The organism is Caballeronia sp. LZ035, assembly GCF_031451175.1.
Taxonomy (GTDB): Bacteria; Pseudomonadota; Gammaproteobacteria; order Burkholderiales; family Burkholderiaceae; genus Caballeronia.
In genome coordinates this window covers 1-17,578 of sequence record NZ_JARUXS010000009.1, presented here as the reverse complement: position 1 = coordinate 17,578, position 17,578 = coordinate 1, and the positions used below count along the sequence as shown (strand labels likewise).

Genomic DNA, 17,578 nt, shown 5'->3' with positions numbered 1-17,578 from the left:
TTGAGTTGGTGGCATTGCCGCCTCTTGGCGAAAATAAGGGCGAACTCTTGAGCGAAAAAATCCTTTTCATCCACGGAACCGGGGTGCGGACTGCGGCCTTTGAACGTTCGTTGGCGCTTATTGCCAGCAAGGTTCAAACCCATCTTCCTCGATATGAGGTAGTGGGCTGCAATTGGGGAGATGCCTTCGGTGCTCGGCTAAACGCCCATGGACTGTCGATTCCCGGCTATGTCGATGGAAGTGCAGCGCCTGCAGCGATCGAATCCGCCGCTATGGCGCGCTGGACTTTATTGGCCGATGATCCGTTAATCGAATTGCGTGTCACTGAGTTGCCGCTGCCAGTCGGCGGTTCGCAGGGGCCGGCACTGTGGGCCATGCTTGTTACAGTCGGCGCGGCGGAAAAGCCTCTAGGACTTTTGAAGTCTTGGGGGCTGGACGAACTCTGGCCGACTTTCGTCGCGAGTTTAGCGGCCGATGCCGCATGGAGCTAGACATTCCAGACTCTCGGTGGCACAAAGGTGCAATTGTCGGTGATGGTGGCGCGCGCAGTGGTTTCGGCTTTTATTGCCTGGTTGCGCGTGTCAGGCCAGCCGGGAGTGACTGGACAGCAACGCGACCAACTGGTGGCCGTGCTGCAACCGGAATTCGGTGGTCCCGGTCTCGGCGTGAAGGATTGGCTCCTCGGAAGGGTCACCAGCTTCATGGCTCCCCGGCGTGACGCATTTTCCAATTGGAGTGGCGCGCCGCTCGGGGACATCCTGCGGTATCAGGCCCGCGGCGAGACGTTGAGAAACTTTATCGGCGAGCGAGTCAGGCAGACCGGTGCTAGCGTCATCCTCGCGCATAGCCTGGGCGGCGTCGCAGCTGTGGACTGGCTTGCCAGCGGCAACCGGAATTTGGCTGCCCTGGTGACAGTGGGTTCTCAGGCACCTTTCTTCTATGAAATCGATGCGCTGGCATCCTGCCCGTACGGAACCAAGCTGCCTGAATCCTTCCCGCGGCGCTGGCTCAATTTTTACGATCCGCGTGACTTTCTCTCATACGCGGGACAGGCGCTTTTCAAAGGATTCGCCCATGACGTCAAGGTCGACAACGGCCAGCCATTCCCAGAAGCGCACAGCGCGTATTGGCATAACGATGCAGAAGTCTGGCCTGAAATCAATCGCTTCCTGCCTTGAGTCGTTGACGGGGAGGCAGCAGGTCACGATCCGATGCTCCGGATGGGGAGATGCACGTCTGGAAGCGGCGATATGACGGCCTTCGTATGGATCGTCGCAGTCGAGCGTTATGGTCAGATCGGCGTCGATAACGACGGACTTGATATCTCTGCACCCATTGGTGAGCGGGCTTTGGCACTGGCTCGCTCGATTGCGGAACGTGATCTTCAGGCGTGTATCGTTCTGAGCTGCTCGCTTCCCGATACAGAAGAGTACCGCGAACAGCTCGCACAGCTTCCAGCGACGATCATACGGACCGACGCCACCCAGCCTGCGCTTCAGGATGCCCTGTTAGCGCTCCGCGGAGACGGTACGCTGCTCATCTACTGGGTTGGCCATGGCATCATGGCCAACAACAGACGACTGCTGCTGAGTGCCGATTCCCGAGATCTCTCAGACTTGCGCGCGATCGATGTTGACTCGCTCCTCACCCATTTGCGCAGCAAAACGTTCCCGCGGAGTCAGCTTGGCTTCTTCGATGCCTGCGCACAGGTGATGCCGCCTCCCAACGTACTCTTGCTGCGTGGGACCGAAGAGGTCCACACAGATCAATACTTTTACGTCTCTTCGGCTGCAGCGCAGGTGGTGGCGGCCTATCACGACCCCTTAGGATTTTCGGGCACGGTGATCAGGCTGCTCACCGATCCGGTGCGGCAGTTCCCGCCGCAGCCGGCCAGGTTGTTTGACGAACTGGGGAAGCTGTTTAATGAACAGCAGGTATCCACACGCGGTTTTCCGTTGCAGCGGACTACCGGTTCAGGTGACCTGTGGGAGTATGTGGGGGGAAAGGCCGCTGTTGAATCCGACCACTTCGCGCGTGCCGCACGCTGCAGCCTGGGAGAGTTCGACCACCTGCGCCGCGCAGCCGGCGGAAGCGTCGAAGACCAGAAGCTCTGCGATGCGTTGCGAGACGATCGCATGGACGGCCTGCTAGACGAGCTGAATGCGGCCGATAGCCAGGTACCATGGGTTCACAGGCAACTCTTGCAAGACGCTTGGCAGCATTTGCGGCTCGCACGCGAGCTGGAATCGTTGTGCCTGCGCATCGGCCTGTCCTGGATCGAGTGGCAGGAGTTGTCCCAGCAGGTCGCTGCGATCGACAACCTGCTGGTACCAGATTCGGAAAACCTGTTAACCCTGCTTATCGGTTTGCTGGATCAAAGGAAGTCGGACCGTGGGTTTGGATCGTGTATCCGGCTGCTGGCGCTGGCGGGGCGGCGGGCGCGACGCAAAAATCTTGGACTTGCCGACACCTTCGAAACGGAAGCACGTGCCATGGCGCAGCTCACCGACGCATGGGATGGCGCTGTGGCCACGCTGCCGCGGCCGGACGGACCGGTCTACCTGTTACTAGGCCTGCATCACGAGCCATCCAAGGGAGCGCTCTCGATTGCCGAATCCTGGCTATACCAGAACCATGAAATCGATCCCACCTGGAAGGTATCATCGAGCGCCGGGGCTCTGGTAGAGCAGGTCAATGAATTAATTCAGATCGCCAAGATCAGGTACGACAGTCAATTGATCGTTGAGTTGCTCGCACCGAGTGCCCTGCTTTGCAGTCCACAAGAGCTATTTGAGTTGGTGGACAACGAATTGGGCACCCGCACATGGCTCGAAGCCCAATGCGCTTTGGTTCTGCGCTGGCACGACCGTATGAAAGGCGCGCCACGCTTTCAGCCCGGCAACTGGATACAACAGGCTCAAATCAGATTAAGTTATGGAGAGACCAATCCTGATCTCGGTATCGAGTGGATTAACGAGCGGCAGCCGGGACATATTGTTGGCTTGCCTTTCCCAGGTCCCTCCCTCGGCGAGCCGTCCCGCAACCAATCACCGTTCTTTACGGCCCTCCTCAAAGGCGATCCGTGGATGTGCTGGCCGCGCGTCGCCCCCGGCGATTCGGACACTTTCAAGCGGCATGTGCGAGAGTTCATCGAGCACCATGGGGCACGTCAAGCCACGCAGCCGCATACCCTTGCTGAAGCACTGCGCCAGGTGCGCAGCAACGGCGAGGATCTCATCCTTTGCTCTCTCTGGCTGTTCATCGACGATCCCAAGCGCAATCCCTACGAGTGGCGCTTTACCGAAACCATGCAGCGGACTACATCATGACCAACTGGAAAATCTACGATCCGAAGTCACCGCCAGCCACGCAGAAGGCCACGTTACCGCCTGCGCCGCCCTGGCGCCAGCCAGGTCAAGACCGGGAGAATGTCCTTGCAAGGACGTTTAAACCCGATCGGGCAGTCGTCGATGCAGTCAACACCGCGCTTTACCTGCGGCGGCCGCTGCTGCTGACAGGCAAACCCGGCACCGGGAAGAGCTCGCTTGCGCATTCTGTCGCATACCAGCTTGGCCTCGGACCTGTGATTGAATGGGCTGTCAACTCCCGCTCGACGCTGCAGGAGGGACTGTACCAATACGATGCGCTCGCCCGGCTGCAATATATCCAGCAATCGAATGCGCGTACAAACGCCGATGCGCAGGATAAAGGCGCCGAAGAGCTAGGCATGTTCCTGACGCTTGGCCCGCTTGGGACCGCGCTCGCATCTGCGCATGCGCCGCGCGCGCTATTGGTTGACGAGATCGACAAGAGCGATGTCGACTTACCGAACGATTTGTTGAACGTGCTCGATACAGGTAGCTTCGTCATACCCGAGCTCAAGCGAGCCGCAGCTCGTTACCCACGGTTAATATCTCGGCGCGTGACGACGAGTCCATCGAGGTGCGGGGTGGGGAAATCACTTTCACGGAGTATCCCTTCGTCATCATGACCAGCAATGGCGAGCGCGATTTTCCGGCACCATTCCTGCGGCGATGCGTGCAGTGCGAGCTTCGCGAGCCGAATGAGAGCGAGCTGCAGGAGATCGTCGCAGCGCACTTCGCAGACCTGGTTCTGGGTGACGATATATCGAAGATTGTTTCTGAATTCGTGGGGGTGAGGAGTTCCGTGACGCTGGCGACCGACCAGTTGCTCAATGCTGTGCACCTGCTGCTCTCGTCAGATAAACCGCATTCGGAAGCAGAGCGCAAGCGCATTCTCAACACGGTGTTTCAAGGGCTGGGCGGATGAACTCCTCAGCCGCAGCGAAGCTCTGCCGGGCCCATCTTCTCGCGCTGGGAGCGGACTCTGAACCAGGCGCGTTGGCGGACGTGATCTGGCTCGGGCTACAGTTGGCGCTGCGTGGCGCGACCCTGCCGGATGAGGCAGTCGGGTCTGAAGATCCCAAGGCTGTCCAGATTGCGCACCAGCCTGGCCCCGCCGACGTGCCGGATTCCGGACCGCAGACAGAGTCCGCTGCGACGGCCGACAGGGAGAGGGCGAAGCCAGCGATCCCCGTCTATCCTTCGTATTTCACCCACCCGTCTGGCACGGTTGGGGCGTCGCGGGTCAGCATCCCTGCCGGGGAGTCGCTTCCACAGCGATTGCAACTGGAACGTGCCCTGAAACCGTTCAAGCGCCGACTGCCGTCGCTCACGCAACGAGAACTCGATCCGAGCGCAACAGCTGAGGCGAGCGCAGAATGGCGCTCGATTACACCGATCTTTCGGGCTTCGCCGGAACGCTGGTTCGAAGTTGCAATCCTGGCAGAGGCCAGCGACGCGATGCACGTCTGGGAGGCGACGCTGCTGGAGTTGAGGCGTATGCTGGCGCGGCATGGGGCATTCCGGCGCGTGCGCCTGTGGCGCTATGCGATGCGCAAGAACGCGCTGACCCTGTCGACTCCTGGCGCTGCAGTGGCAGCGCCTAAGATCTTGGTCGATCCGCAAGGCCGGCGGCTATATTGGTTCGTCACCACCGGCACTTCGCCCCTTTGGCAGCATCCGGCTCTGACCGATCTAGTGGCAACGCTCGGCAGGTATGGTCCAACTGCTATTGTGCAATTGATGCCATACCATACCTGGCCGCACACCCTGCTTGGTGACGCGAGTGAAGAAGCCCTGGCGCAGGCACCCGGCACGCCTACGGCGCGCCTGTGGCTACGTGATCCATTCACCGGTGAGATCGAGCGTGCTCCAGACGCTCTGACCGTACCGGTGACGAGCCTGGAGCCTGCCCGACTCAAAACCTGGGCGCGTTTTTCCATGGCCTTGCGCAAGTTGCCGCATAGAGCGATCCGCCTGAGAACTGTTCCGCAAGCGGCTCTTCCCGCTGCCGTGCCGGCTACTGAACCTGCCTCACCTCGCCAGCGAATCGCCGCATTTCGCGCGATCGCTTCATCTCCCGCGTTCCAGCTACTCAGGCTTCTTTCCGGCATGCCACTCAGTCTGCCGGTCATGCGATTGATGCAGATGGGTATGCCCGACCGGGCACAGGTCCATCTGGCGGAGATCCTGCTGAGTGGGCTGATCGAGCGGGTAACGCCGCCAGACGCCGACCTCCCGGCCGACCGGATCGCATACGATTTCGTGCCGGGTATCCGTGAGGAGTTGCTCGACAGTTTGACCTTGAGCGAAGGCAATCGTATCGACGCATCGCTAACGCAGATTGTCGAACAAGCACGTCGCTTCGTCGAGGCATCCGCCGGAAGGGTGAACGTCAACTTCCCGGCACTTGTGCACGACCCCATGGGCGATGAGCGTCTTCTGGAGCAGGCGAAGTCGTTCCTGAGTGTCAGCCAGGACCTCCGTCCCCTGATTACCCGGCGCCTTCCGCAAAGGGAAGGGGATAGCAGCACTGGAACGATACCGGCGCTGTCGCCAGCGATTCGAAAGGAGGCTGAGTTCGAGTTCCTCTCAGAGGAAGGCATCAAAGCGCAAGTCCGAAGGACAGATGTTGCGCTGGCTAGGGCTTTGCACCTTCGCTGCCTGCTATTTTTCGCCAGTGCCACACAACACAGCTGGTTAGTGGCGTCGAACCATGCGATGGCCCTGGTCCTGGACGACGCCGGGACGAGGCGCGATAACCGTCTGGTACAGCGCAATAGCAGCTGGCTCGATGCACTTCCCGTAACGGCCAGGCAGGACTCGAAAGACAACCCGACGCTGACCTTCGGCGCTTCGCATGAGCAGAGGTGGTATTACAGTCAATCCCTGTTTCCTTCTCCGCGCGTCCTGGATGATGCGATCACGGCCATGATTCCCGGCGGTAGAAACGGGACACTGATGCGGCTGTGCGGGTTGGCGCACGAGTACGATGAAATGCGCACAAGCGTAGAGGCAAGCCCGGCACGGACCGAGGCAATGCAACAGATTGTCGAGCGGATGGCCGACGTGCCGCCCCTTTTGGCGTTCGACGTGCCCCTGGCCATGCAGAGCAGGTCGGCTGGAGTCCAACTGGTGGCGATCGTTACCCTGCAGCATAGATTCGACCCGGCCCACATTGGATGGCTGTTCGATTGCATCGTCGGCGCACAGGCCTTTCTCGCCTTCCAGGCGGTGCTGACGTTATGTCGAGCCGCACCTGCGCTTTCGAACCAAGAACAGGTCCAGATTCGTGGTATGGCGATCGACTCGAAGTACAAGCTGCAAGCTGCCGGGCGTGAAGACGTGAACGTTCACCGCCTGCTCGATGAACTCGCAGCGATACCCGCTGTAGGGGTCTCTTCCGTCAATGACCGCGAACCTAAGCGAGTTCTGATCGGCTCGACGGGTTGGGAGCTCGCCGAATATCGTACGCAAGCGGTGCAGTTGTTAGAAAGCCTCGGCCATGAAATGGTGGATGCACCGACCGTAGAGTCGGCTTCCGATTTCCAGACAAGGCTAAAGCAGATGGAAGTGAGCGACATAGTCCTGCTGCTCATTGGTACTCGCAATGAATACGGGCAAGCAGCGCTCCGTTCCGATCCAAACAAAGTCTTGCTTGTCGAATATGAGTACCAGGAGGCAGTACGACTTCGCAAGTCGATCATGGTGTTCATGCTCGACGATGAAACATCTTCTCCCGTTCCGCAGAACCAGGAACTGGACCGTATGTCGCATTTTCGCGAAACGCTGCGGAAGAATCACCTCGTGACACTATTCCGTTCTCCAAAGGATTTTGAAGCATCGCTATATCGCGCGCTACTAGGAAACTCTGTGGCCGCTTCCGCTTCCCGGGATAGGGAGCCGGCGCCGCAGAGCCACAATCCTGGGGTGGTCGGTAACGTGGATTTGACATATGCCCGGCAGGTAGGCCGATTCGATCGGATCAGGCAAGAACTGATTAACAAAAATCTGAGTATCGTGTCCATACCGCCAGATACCAATTTTTGGAGATTTTGTCTTAATCCGGTACCGTTCTATTCAGCGGCGGATTATCTGACTGCACCGGAATTCCTCGAAAACGAGAACGGTTGGCTGCAAGTGATGACGGAGAAATTCCTTCACGCTTACCAGGTGATCCCTAACGACGTCGACCATGTCCGTTCGCTAGGCTTGATTTTGAGCGGCGGCGAAGACGTGGGAACAGTTCGCTTTCATGTGCGACGCACGCTATCGTTCGTGGCGATGGAATCGAAGAAGTTTGAGGAGCTGTTTGATTCCGCGCGACTTCTGCATACCGATGACAGCGCTGTCGTTAGGGAAATCATCGAAGGCATCCGCAATAACTGGAGCGAAGCGGACGGTATCTGCTGGACAAACGCCGCGCTGGACGGGCAGGTAACCTATTCGTTTTATCGTGAACGCCTAGACCTTAATCAAGTGGATGTTGGCGAAATGATTTATTTCGACGGGCAGCCGAGACCGACCGCATTGATTTCAGCTGTCCACGATAGGCACGATGACGAGGAACATATTGAGCCCGACGTCGAGGCTTTGGCAAAAAAGCTTACTGATCTGGTAGATACGGATTCCATTTCGGGCTTCACGGAGCGTTTGTTAGGAACGATCGGCGAGGCACTCGATACTGCCGACTGGCAGATCGATGCAAGCTCTACCGCGTTTTGGGACGCGGATGATCCGTACGCAGTTGTTGAAGATTGGAAATTCGGAGGTCGGGAAGGTTCAGAGTTTCGGCCTATTGAATGTCGGGATGGCATTGTTACCGTCCGACGCGGCATCCGCATGACTGTGCGAGTTAGCTGTTCGTTCAGCTTCGCCGTGAGAGACGGTATCGACAAGGACATGGTACATATAGGCGACAGCCAGCATGAACGGAAATTTAGCCTCGAAACTGACGCTGAATTCGAGTTTTCGGATTTCGAAGAGCATCGTCCCATCCTTCAAAGAATTGCAATTGATCATATTGCAGAGACAGTGAATTTCGGAAACGTGGAGCCGTTTTTCGACAACGAAGGAGATGACTACGATGATGAAAATAGCTAAGCGAGGACACGATATCTAGCCTTTTTATCGCGGCCTGACGTCTCCGAAGTGTCGACGCACCGCACTGTAGACTTACCGTCGTCAAGACACTTATTGCATTCTCCCCTTGGAGCGGTCGCTGCTGGGGTGACGTGACCTCGGAGGCGCGTCAACCTCGCCAGCGTGAGCTAATCGACGTCCCCGAGGGCTACGCCGAGCATAATCTGCTTTATCTCGGTGGCCGACTACGCTCGCTCGCGTGTCCAGTGAAGCAAAACTCATGGCGACAAACTGGGCGTCCGCTTGCAGACGCGGAACGGACCCTAGCGCACGCGCGGCGAAGGTCCTTTGTGGGTCGCGTGCTGCCTTTCGGCGCACGCTCAGCAGCGATCGAACACTCTCCAGCAATGGTGGTTCGGACTGTGACGCTCGCTTTACGTAGGTAAGTCTCAACCTCCGACCGTATTACATCGCGAATTCTCTCCGCGGTGCGGAGAGAATCTCGTTAGTGATACTCGTGTGGGAACGGCGGCAGTTCTCAAGGTGTCGAGCGATTAACGCAACTAATGGTCTGCGTGCAACCAGTCCCTTTTCGCTGCGCCAAGAAAACGCTTCCAGCCGGAAGGGTGATAGGGCAGCGTGTCCACCAAAGTCTGACCTCTGGCTGTCGCGAATCAACGCGAATGGACGGATTGACTACCAGTCGATGCGATGTTTGTCCTCGGTCTGCTGATGGCGCCGGTCGTCGTCTGTGTGCAGGTAGATGCTCGTGGTCGTCAGGGAGGCATGACCCAGATTGTCCCGTACCATACGCAGGTCCAACTGCCGGTCCGCCATGTGCGTTCCAGCGCTATGTCTCAGCCAGTGTGCCGAGGCCTTTTCCAACATCGCGGCTCGTGCTGCGGAGGATTCGTCGCGTGAACGCAGTTGCTTCGCCGCGCCCGCAAACACCTCTTTCACGATGATGTGCAGTGCCGCTCGAGTCAGCGGTGAGCAGGTCTCGACACTCCCTTTAGCCCTTTTGGCCACGATCGGTAGCACGAGCGGCGTATCTTCGTGAAGTGATGGAAGGGCGCTCAGCCCGAGGTGTTGTCGATAGCGAGAAAGCTCCGTCATCATTTCACGCGTGGCTGGAACGAGTCGTTCCTTGTCGCCTTTACCGCGCACCGTTAGCCACCAGCGAATCTCTCCCTCGGCATCCCGTCGCATGAAGAATTGGCCCATGGTGTTGCTTCCTACTTCAGCGATGCGCAAACCGCCGAGATACAGCAGCGTAAAAAGCCATCGCGCCCTGGCTGCATGGGCCGTCGCGCGTTCAGTGCTTCTCGGCATTGCGGCGATGTAATCCTTCACGTCCTGCCAGACACCGGGTTCGAGATACCGAGTGATGCGTGGCGCGGCATGCTTCGTCCTCTGTCGTGAGAGGGAGAGCGGATTGCCCGCGAGATAGCCTGCCTGCACCAGCCACGAGAACAAGGCGTTGAGAATCACGACTGCCTGGCGCTGACTCGTGGGCGACAACGGTCCGTAGAACGGGCGCCAACGGGCATCGGTACGCGCGTGTTTGCGTCCGCCGCCTGCGACCCAGGTTGCCGCCGGTTGCGGATCGGTCAGGAAGCGTTGGTAGCTCAGGCAGTCCTCATGCGTGAGCGAGGAGAGCGGCTTGCCGAGCATCACGACGGACCAGAGCAGGAGGCGTTCGGCCTCCTTGCGATAGTTGTCGAAGGTGGTCCTGGTGTCAACGAAGCGCGACAGCCACGCTCGGATGGCGTCGAGATCGTTGTCCGCGGCGATCTGGGCGTGAGATGAATGCCCGCGATTCAGCCCGACGCTGCCGTCGAGTTCGGATGGAATGACGAGCGTATCCAGTGGCGCCGGTGAAAGCGCGAGGGGTGGTGGTCGCGTAAGAGCAGATTTCATGGTCTGCACACTTTGAGAATTCGAGTTGAGTCCTGATTTCGACATTATAGGATTAATGTCAAATAAAACGCAGCGTTTCGTTAAATTTAACGTGAAATACGTTATATTATTATTGATATTCCTACTCATTCACGTTCATGTCCGACGTTCTTTCCGATGAGGCGCGGCTGGCCGCCGATATCGCGCGCCTCAAGGTCGAATTCCCGAAGACGCGCGAGCTCTATCGCGAGGTGTGTGCGCTGCTGTTCTTCCGCTTCGGCGTCGCCCCGACCGCCAATCGCCTGTACAACTTGGTGCGACGCGGCACCATGAGCACGCCGGCGTCGGTATTGAGCGAGTTCTGGGCGGAGTTGCGCGAAAAGAGCCGCGTTCGCATCGAACATCCCGACTTGCCAACGGATCTGAGCCAGGCAGCGGGCGAGTTGATCGGGAAACTTTGGACGCGGGCGACGACGTCCGCTCACGCCGAGCTGACCGCGCTGCGCGACGAAGTAGAAGCGCAGCGCGCCGAGGCGGAGCAGAAAGTGCGCGCCGCGCGAGAAGAGCTCGGTCGGACGGAGACGGCGCTCGAACAACGCACCGCGGCGTTGCTGGCGGCCCAGGTCGAGATTCGGGAATTCGAACGGCAGCAGGCTGAAGAGGCCGCCACACGCAAGGCGCTTAAGGCGGAGATCAAGCGGCTCGGCGAAGAAGCAGTTGCGCGCGAGCGAGAACTGGAGAAAGTACGGAATACCTTCTCGCACGATCTCGAAATACTTCGGGAGACGGCAGACCGTGCCGAGGAGCGCTTACGCGCCTCGGAAAAGCGCGCGCTGTTGGAGATCGATCGGGAACGCAGCGCGGTGGCCAAGGCTCAGAAAGAAGTGGCGGAGGCCGCCAAACGCGCTGAGAAGCGAGAGGCCGAACATCGTCGCATCGTCGAGGCGCTGCAGGAGCAGCAGGGCGACGCTCGCCAACACACTGGCGTACTGCAAGGCAAGCTCGCGGCGCTCGAAGCGGCACACAAGTCACTTCAATCGCAGTTGAAGTCGCTGCACGGAACGACGCGGCCTTCGGCGCGGCGCTCGCCCACGACGGAATCCAGTCCGCCAGTCAGGCGAGCGGCCCGAAAGGCGGCCGTTGGCAAAACGACGAGAGCGAAAGCTCGCACGTAGATAATGACCGGGTGGCGCCGGCGAGTGGCGCAGCCCACGGCCGGCTGGTGCTCCAGTCGCGCCGACGGTTAAAGGAGCAAACAGATGAGAAGATCGGCAGAGAACAAGTTAAGGGTCGTGGCAGTTCGCATCGACCCAGTCATCGAGCAGCGGTTGCGTGTTCTGGCAGAGGCCACGGGGCGCAAGCAGTCGTTCTTTTTGCAGCGGATGATCGAAGAAGGCATCGAAGCGATGGAAGAGACCTGGCTCTCGCCAGACACGCTGGCCAAGGTTCGCAAGGGTGACTTGCCTGAGCTGCTCGTTGCACACAGCACGACCTCGGACCTGTTCGACGTGGATGCGACCGAAGCGATCTTGTAGCAGCGGCCGTCGTCTGTTATTCGTAGCGGTTCGGCAAGATCGCGTTCGTTTTCAATAGAGGGGAAGAGATTTCAATGAACAAACTGGAACTGATCGACGCGGTTGCGTCGGAGTCGGGTACGAGCAAGATCGCAACTGAAGAGGCGATCAATGCTGTCTTCGAGACGATTTCGAAAACGGTGGCCGCAGGAGATGCCGTTCAACTGATCGGTTTTGGATCGTTCGGGACCGGCGAACGCGCCGCGCGGACCGGTCGAAATCCGCAAACAGGTGCGACGATTGAAATTGCCGCGGCCAAGACAATCAAGTTCACGGCAGGCAAGGCGTTCAAGGACGCAGTCAACCAGTCCTAGAATAAAGGCGTTTGCCAACCGGCTACGTCAAAAAAGCTGAGTTTCTAGCGGCAGAAGGTTGATTAGCTTGACCGCGGTGAGGCGTTCGGATCCGTCTGCGTGGATGGACCTGATCATGACGCGCTGTCCGCGCGCTTCACCCAGCACTTCGACGATGCGATCACGATAACGCGCGATGGTGCCGCGCGGCGGCTTCCGCTTGATGGGCCGACGTTCGGTCGAAGAGGGCATAGCCAGTCAATGCTGTTGCGTCGTCCCCATTATGCCAAGGCCCGTTTGCTACCCGCGTAGGCGTGATCTCTGAACAACAGTTAAGGCATCAACGTGCGTCGCATAGCCGTTCGTTCTCGGCCGGAGGTTCAAATAGTGTCATTGCCGAATGCGGTCGCTCAGGCGGTCCAGGCGTGAATGTCGAGGATCGCCTCGGCGAAGGCGTCGGGTGCTTCCTGCGGAAGATTGTGACCAGCATTGGCGACGACTCGGTTCTCATGGCGGCCGGTGAAGCGCGTCGCGTTCGTCAACCGGCCGCCGGGCGGCGAGACGCCGTCCGTCTCGCCTTCGAGCGTAATGGTGGGCACGGCGATGGGCGGCAGGACGGACAGGCGGCGCTCGATATCGTCGTAGCGGGGATCGCCGTCTACCAGCCCGAAACGATGCCGATACGAATGCACGACGACATCGACGAAATCAGGATTGTCGAAAGCGGCAGCGGAGCGGGCGAAGGTTGCGTCGTCGAAACACCAGATCGGCGACCACTGTGTCCACAGCAGTCGGCAGAATGCGCGCCGGTTGTCTTCGAGCCCGGTCCTGCCGCGCTCTCCATGAAGGTAGTACTGATACCACAGCCGATGTTCCTTCTCGGGATCGGCCGGCCGCGAAGCAGCCGCGATGTTCTGGATGTTGTAGCCGTTGACGGACACGAGACCGCGCGTCCTCGCCGGCCAGAGCGCCGCCACGATGCATGCCGCCCGGCCGCCCCAGTCATAACCACCGATGATCGCCTGCTCGATCCCGAGTACATCGAGCAGCGCCAGCAGATCCGCGCCGAGCGCCGCCTGCTGGCCCGAACGCAGCGTGGCAGACGACCGGAAACGCGTGGGCCCATATCCCCGCAGAAATGGGATGAGGACGCGAGCGCCCTGTGCTGTCAGGAGAGGCGCCACGTGCTCGTACGAGTGAACATCGTATGGAAAACCGTGCAGCAGGATCACTGGCCAGCCGTCAGGCTCACCCTGTTCATCGTAGGCGATTTCCAACAAGTCGGTGGTGATGTGTTTGAGCATGGTGAAGAAGAGTACCGACTCCATAAGGGGTCATCAAACGAGAAGATTTGCGCGTCCTCCCAGTAAAACTCTCGCGAACGGCGCGGTTGCGCAGCCGTGCAGGCCATTTATCGTCAACGCGCAGAACCCATCCGAAAGACTGGCGAGGTACACCTTTTGCTCCGGCACCCGGCGAACCCGGTCAAGTCGTCGGATCCCTACATCCCCCTTCGAGGCTCCATGTCCGAACACGTCTATGAACTGCTTGAAGTCACGGGCTCATCGCCCATTTCGTCCGATAACGCTGTCGCGGTTGCGCTCGAGAAGGCGTCGGGCACAGTGAGGAACATCGAATGGTTCCAGGTAACGGAAACCCGGGGACACACCGAGGGCGGCAAGATTCTTCATTGGCAGGTAACCTTGAAGCTCGGCTTCCGGGTCGACGACTGATCCCGGCGACTACGTAACGCCCCGCCGATAAGGATCGTGCGCAACATCTTTCTCGACCCGTACAGCCGAATAACGAACGCCTTGAAAACGTGCCTGGCAGTCTTGCTGGTTGCCGTCTGCGCGGCTCCCGCACTGGCCATGGCTCGCCCTCATCACCATCATCATAAATGGCACCCGCATCATCGTCACCATCCGCATTACCGGCATCATCGCTAGCTCGTTGAGCAAGAGGCGCAGGCGGCAGCCGGACGCACTCCGTCGCTGTGCCTGACTGACATCATGGAACTTCTCCTGCAGACTGGCGAGTTTTTCAAGCGGGCCGGGCGAGCGCTCCTGCTCGTCTGGGCCACGTCGCCCGCATTTCTCGTTGGGCTGCTCATCGCGACCCTCATCGCCGGCGTGCTGCCTGCCGTGGCGGCGGTCATTGGGCAGCGGATCGTGGACGCCGTCGTCGCGGCGACGCGTGGTTCAGTACATGGCCTGCATTGGCCTGTCGCGCGCTATCTGCTGCTCGAGGCATTGCTTCTCGTCGCCCTCGCGGCGAGTCAGCGGGCTCTGTCGTTGCTGCAAAATCTTCTTCGCGCGCGGCTCGGGCAGAAAGTCAATCTCCTCATTCTGGAGAAGGCTCAGAAGCTGAGCCTGGTTCAGTTCGAAGACGCAGAGTTTTACGATCGCCTCGTACGGGTACGACGCGACGCGTCATCACGTCCCTTATCGCTCGTAATGAAGTCACTCGGACTGGTTCAGAATGTCATCGCGGTGACGAGCTTTGCGGTATTGCTCGTGAGGTTTTCACCCTGGGCGCTCGTGATATTGGTGGTGGGGGCCATTCCGAGTTTTATCTCCGAAGCCCGTTTTTCGGGAAGCGCCTTCCGCTTATTCGGGCGGCGGACGCCCGAGAGCAGGCAACAAAACTACATCGAGTCCTTGCTCTCGCACGAAGCCAACATCAAGGAAGTCAAGCTCTTCGGCTTCGCGCCGCTTCTTCTGCAACGCTATCGGGACACCTTCGAAAAGCTCTACGCAGAAGACCGCGCGCTGACACTGCGGCGCGACGGTTGGGGCTTCCTCCTCGGCGTGCTGGGGACAATCGCATTCTATGCGGCCTATGCATGGATCGTCCTCGAGACCGTCAACGGAGCGATCTCGCTGGGGCAAATGACGATGTATCTGGTTCTGTTCAGACAAGGACAGAGTGCGGTTAGCAGCAGTTTGTCGTCAATTGGAGGGCTCTACGAAGACGGGCTGTATCTGAGCGACTTGTTCGAGTTTCTTGCGCAACCGGAAACCATTGGCATCGGGCATCTAACACGAGGGCTTCATCCGGGCTCGGGACTCAAGTTCGACCGGGTTTCGTTTGCCTACCCTGGGGTCGAGCGCCCCGCGCTCACGGACATCAGCTTCGAATTGAAGCATGGGCAGACTCTCGCCCTCGTAGGTGAGAACGGTTCTGGCAAGACGACGCTCATCAAACTTCTGACCCGACTTTATACCCCGTCTTCCGGGCGCATCCTGCTAGATGGGACAGACCTTCGGGAGTGGGACGAATATGCGCTGCGCCGACGGATCGGCGTCATCCTCCAGGACTTCATTCGCTATCAGTTCAAGGTGGGGGAGAATCTAGGCGTCGGTGATATCGAAGCGTTCTCGGACAAGACGCGCTGGAGTGAGGCGGCTCGCAAGGGGATGGCCGCCGCATTCATCGAGCAGATGAAGAACGGCTATGAGACCCAGCTTGGACGATGGTTCGCGGGCGGCCGGGAATTGTCGGGCGGGCAGTGGCAGAAGATTGCGCTTTTGAGGGCATACATGCGTGAGAGCGCCGATATCCTGATCCTCGACGAGCCGACCGCCGCACTCGATCCCGAAGCCGAAGCCGGAGTGTTCGCGCAATTTCAGGCACAGTCCGGACAGCGAATGTCCATTCTGATTTCGCATCGCTTTTCAAGCGTGCGAGGCGCCGACCAGATCGTGGTGTTAGACGAAGGGCGGATACTCGAACGTGGAAGCCACGCGCAACTGCTTGCCCGGAACGGCCGCTACGCGCACTTATTCGGCCTGCAGGCTGAGGGTTATCAGTAGGCTATTCCGTCGCGATTCGAAGATTTCATGCGTCGGCGCGTCTGAATGCATGTCGTCTGAGCCGGCGACGACGTAGAAAGGGTGAGCCCAACGACTATCAGTGTTTCCGATTGCGGCTACTAAGCAGTTGCGAATCTATGCGCGTTGGCAACTGGAACCTCTGTGCGTCCCGCCACAGCGATGGTCGAACACCGCCAGTTCATCATCGAACCATTTTAGCGGGAGGAAAACGGCCTGTAGTGATGATCTCTGACCCCAATTCGGGCTGCGGCTGCCGGAGATCGGGTGAGGAGGGGTTCGCGGCGCAAGACGGTTGCAGACCCTAGCCGAAGCGAGTAGGATTTAATCCTACTGATTGGAGGCCGCCATGAGAACGACGCAGCAAATGAGCATCACTTTGCCCAATGAGATGGCTGAGTTCGTTCGCACAAAAGTCGCAAGCGGCGACTACGCGTCAGACAGCGAAGTGCTGAGAGATGCCCTTCGCGCGCTGCGCGAGCGTGACCGTGCCGTTGAAGCGTGGTTGCAAAACGAAGTGGTTCCCGCAGCGCAAGCACTTCGAGACGATCCAAGCCGTGCATTGTCAGCCGACCAGGTACGTGCCGAGCTGAAACAATCTCGCACCCGCCACGAATGAGTTGGCGCGTCCAGTTTGCGCCCGAAGCGCTAGATCAACTGCGCAAACTTGAAAAGCGCATCGTCGACGCGGGCGCGCCGATAGCCGCCGAACGATACGTTGATTCGATTGTCGATTTCTGCATGAAGCTCGAGACGTTTGCAGCGCGAGGTGTTGCGCGCGACGACTTGCTGCCTGGACTGCGGATCACTCATTTCCGCAAGCGGGCGATCGTCGCCTATATTTTGGAGAGGGAGCTCGTCTCTGTCGTGGGTGTCTTCTACGGCGGCCAAGACTACGAGGCGGCGCTTGCGCAGGATGACGAGTAGAAGGTGGACCAGCAGCGGGTAGAGGTCAATGCATCAGGCGAGCAGCTTTACTTTACACAATGTGCAGCCATGCGGGCGAGGAGTGAGCGGATCTGAATCGGCTGCGACTCAAACACGGTGCCCTCCGTGGAACCGCGTCTCGCCAAATCCGGGCTCGGACCACTCGCGCAAGAGATTGTGGTTACTGATTGGACAGCGACAAGGTTTCCTCAGTCTCCCCATGCCGGCTGTGCAGCGTCTGGATGGTCTGATTGAATTCGAATGGCAGTGTTCGGTTCTTGCCGATTCGTTCGTACGTGCCGCCATCGCCGGGGCGTTCGCCATCAGCTGCGCAGCCTTCGGCAGAGACTTTGAGCAGTGCGAGTCTTCAGCATGCCAGCCGCGATCACCGCGTTGATCTGGAGCACCCGCGATTCGCTCTGCCTCCACAAGACGTCAGTGAAGCGTAAGTCAGTATGACTTTCCGTGGGTAGAGGGGCTGGCCTGGCGTGGGGCATCAACGCGGGTTAGCATCGCTGCCAGAGCCGCATGGGTGGGCAAAGGCCGCACCCCGGCAACTTCCCCACGGAGGCCAGCATGGACAACGATAGCACGGTGTACGTCGGACT

The 17,578-nt window shown here is 59.3% G+C and carries 16 protein-coding genes; 13 read left to right on the top strand and 3 right to left on the bottom strand.

The window, feature by feature from the left end:
• Positions 1–47: 47 nt before the first annotated feature.
• The 6 genes from QCE88_RS40770 (at position 48) to QCE88_RS40745 (ending at position 8,465) form a co-directional block, all read left to right on the top strand.
• Positions 48–491, top strand: coding sequence for a hypothetical protein (locus QCE88_RS40770; protein ID WP_309911659.1), 444 nt, complete (start codon positions 48–50; stop codon positions 489–491).
• 27 nt (positions 492–518) lie between these two features.
• Positions 519–1,178 (top strand): hypothetical protein, encoded by a 660-nt coding sequence (locus QCE88_RS40765; protein WP_309911658.1) that lies wholly within the window; start codon positions 519–521, stop codon positions 1,176–1,178.
• Between the two features lie 72 nt (positions 1,179–1,250).
• Positions 1,251–3,329 carry a hypothetical protein gene (locus QCE88_RS40760; protein WP_309911656.1) on the top strand — a complete coding sequence of 693 codons (2,079 nt, stop codon included), beginning with the start codon at positions 1,251–1,253 and terminating at the stop codon, positions 3,327–3,329.
• Positions 3,326–3,991, top strand: coding sequence for an AAA family ATPase (locus QCE88_RS40755; protein ID WP_309911654.1), 666 nt, complete (start codon positions 3,326–3,328; stop codon positions 3,989–3,991). The genes QCE88_RS40760 and QCE88_RS40755 overlap by 4 nt, the downstream gene beginning before the upstream one ends.
• Positions 3,988–4,290: a hypothetical protein gene (locus QCE88_RS40750; RefSeq protein ID WP_309911652.1), complete on the top strand. Its 303-nt coding sequence runs from the start codon at positions 3,988–3,990 to the stop codon at positions 4,288–4,290. Before QCE88_RS40755 ends, QCE88_RS40750 begins: the two co-directional genes overlap by 4 nt.
• Complete coding sequence (locus QCE88_RS40745) at positions 4,287–8,465, top strand: SAV_2336 N-terminal domain-related protein (protein WP_309911650.1); 4,179 nt, start codon at positions 4,287–4,289, stop codon at positions 8,463–8,465. Before QCE88_RS40750 ends, QCE88_RS40745 begins: the two co-directional genes overlap by 4 nt.
• A 675-nt stretch (positions 8,466–9,140) precedes the next feature.
• On the opposite strand, the gene QCE88_RS40740 is transcribed toward QCE88_RS40745, so the two are convergent.
• Positions 9,141–10,364 (bottom strand): tyrosine-type recombinase/integrase, encoded by a 1,224-nt coding sequence (locus QCE88_RS40740; RefSeq protein ID WP_309911648.1) that lies wholly within the window; start codon positions 10,362–10,364, stop codon positions 9,141–9,143.
• A 137-nt stretch (positions 10,365–10,501) separates the two neighbouring features.
• Here QCE88_RS40740 and QCE88_RS40735 point away from each other — a divergent pair, with 137 nt between their 5' ends.
• The 3 genes from QCE88_RS40735 to QCE88_RS40725 all read left to right on the top strand — a co-directional run bounded on the left by QCE88_RS40735 (position 10,502) and on the right by QCE88_RS40725 (position 12,231).
• Positions 10,502–11,518 carry a DNA-binding protein gene (locus tag QCE88_RS40735; protein ID WP_309911647.1) on the top strand — a complete coding sequence of 339 codons (1,017 nt, stop codon included), beginning with the start codon at positions 10,502–10,504 and terminating at the stop codon, positions 11,516–11,518.
• Positions 11,519–11,602: 84 nt separating this feature from the next.
• Positions 11,603–11,878: a hypothetical protein gene (locus QCE88_RS40730; RefSeq protein ID WP_309907902.1), complete on the top strand. Its 276-nt coding sequence runs from the start codon at positions 11,603–11,605 to the stop codon at positions 11,876–11,878.
• A gap of 74 nt (positions 11,879–11,952) precedes the next feature.
• The gene (locus QCE88_RS40725) at positions 11,953–12,231 is read left to right on the top strand and encodes an HU family DNA-binding protein (RefSeq protein ID WP_309911646.1); all 279 of its coding nucleotides are present in this window, start codon (positions 11,953–11,955) and stop codon (positions 12,229–12,231) included.
• A gap of 27 nt (positions 12,232–12,258) precedes the next feature.
• On the opposite strand, the gene QCE88_RS40720 is transcribed toward QCE88_RS40725, so the two are convergent.
• Both QCE88_RS40720 and QCE88_RS40715 read right to left on the bottom strand, forming a co-directional pair.
• Entirely contained in the window at positions 12,259–12,462 is a 204-nt protein-coding gene (locus QCE88_RS40720) for a hypothetical protein (RefSeq protein ID WP_309911644.1), read from the bottom strand.
• A gap of 158 nt (positions 12,463–12,620) precedes the next feature.
• On the bottom strand, positions 12,621–13,514 hold the full coding sequence (locus QCE88_RS40715) for an alpha/beta hydrolase (RefSeq protein WP_309911698.1): 894 nt from the start codon (positions 13,512–13,514) through the stop codon (positions 12,621–12,623).
• A gap of 219 nt (positions 13,515–13,733) precedes the next feature.
• Between QCE88_RS40715 and QCE88_RS40710 the strand changes: the two genes are divergently transcribed.
• The 4 genes from QCE88_RS40710 (at position 13,734) to QCE88_RS40695 (ending at position 16,970) form a co-directional block, all read left to right on the top strand.
• Positions 13,734–13,943 carry a dodecin gene (locus QCE88_RS40710; RefSeq protein ID WP_309907899.1) on the top strand — a complete coding sequence of 70 codons (210 nt, stop codon included), beginning with the start codon at positions 13,734–13,736 and terminating at the stop codon, positions 13,941–13,943.
• 279 nt (positions 13,944–14,222) lie between these two features.
• Positions 14,223–16,025, top strand: a complete 1,803-nt coding sequence (locus QCE88_RS40705) for an ABC transporter ATP-binding protein (protein WP_309911642.1) — start codon at positions 14,223–14,225, stop codon at positions 16,023–16,025.
• A gap of 367 nt (positions 16,026–16,392) precedes the next feature.
• Positions 16,393–16,662: a type II toxin-antitoxin system ParD family antitoxin gene (locus QCE88_RS40700; protein ID WP_309911640.1), complete on the top strand. Its 270-nt coding sequence runs from the start codon at positions 16,393–16,395 to the stop codon at positions 16,660–16,662.
• Complete coding sequence (locus QCE88_RS40695; protein ID WP_309911638.1) at positions 16,659–16,970, top strand: type II toxin-antitoxin system RelE/ParE family toxin; 312 nt, start codon at positions 16,659–16,661, stop codon at positions 16,968–16,970. The genes QCE88_RS40700 and QCE88_RS40695 overlap by 4 nt, the downstream gene beginning before the upstream one ends.
• Positions 16,971–17,578 lie beyond the last annotated feature (608 nt).

Bases quoted from the DNA above. Each gene is read 5' to 3' on its own strand.
- QCE88_RS40735 (WP_309911647.1), top strand. From the start codon at position 10,502: ATGTCCGACGTTCTTTCCGATGAGGCGCGGCTGGCCGCCGATATCGCG.
- QCE88_RS40710 (WP_309907899.1), top strand. From the start codon at position 13,734: ATGTCCGAACACGTCTATGAACTGCTTGAAGTCACGGGCTCATCGCCC.
- QCE88_RS40705 (WP_309911642.1), top strand. From the start codon at position 14,223: ATGGAACTTCTCCTGCAGACTGGCGAGTTTTTCAAGCGGGCCGGGCGA.
- QCE88_RS40695 (WP_309911638.1), top strand. From the start codon at position 16,659: ATGAGTTGGCGCGTCCAGTTTGCGCCCGAAGCGCTAGATCAACTGCGC.
- QCE88_RS40740 (WP_309911648.1), bottom strand. From the start codon at position 10,364: ATGAAATCTGCTCTTACGCGACCACCACCCCTCGCGCTTTCACCGGCG.
- QCE88_RS40760 (WP_309911656.1), top strand. From the start codon at position 1,251: ATGACGGCCTTCGTATGGATCGTCGCAGTCGAGCGTTATGGTCAGATC.
- QCE88_RS40750 (WP_309911652.1), top strand. From the start codon at position 3,988: ATGACCAGCAATGGCGAGCGCGATTTTCCGGCACCATTCCTGCGGCGA.
- QCE88_RS40755 (WP_309911654.1), top strand. From the start codon at position 3,326: ATGACCAACTGGAAAATCTACGATCCGAAGTCACCGCCAGCCACGCAG.
- QCE88_RS40700 (WP_309911640.1), top strand. From the start codon at position 16,393: ATGAGAACGACGCAGCAAATGAGCATCACTTTGCCCAATGAGATGGCT.
- QCE88_RS40745 (WP_309911650.1), top strand. From the start codon at position 4,287: ATGAACTCCTCAGCCGCAGCGAAGCTCTGCCGGGCCCATCTTCTCGCG.
- QCE88_RS40725 (WP_309911646.1), top strand. From the start codon at position 11,953: ATGAACAAACTGGAACTGATCGACGCGGTTGCGTCGGAGTCGGGTACG.
- QCE88_RS40715 (WP_309911698.1), bottom strand. From the start codon at position 13,514: ATGCTCAAACACATCACCACCGACTTGTTGGAAATCGCCTACGATGAA.
- QCE88_RS40720 (WP_309911644.1), bottom strand. From the start codon at position 12,462: ATGCCCTCTTCGACCGAACGTCGGCCCATCAAGCGGAAGCCGCCGCGC.
- QCE88_RS40730 (WP_309907902.1), top strand. From the start codon at position 11,603: ATGAGAAGATCGGCAGAGAACAAGTTAAGGGTCGTGGCAGTTCGCATC.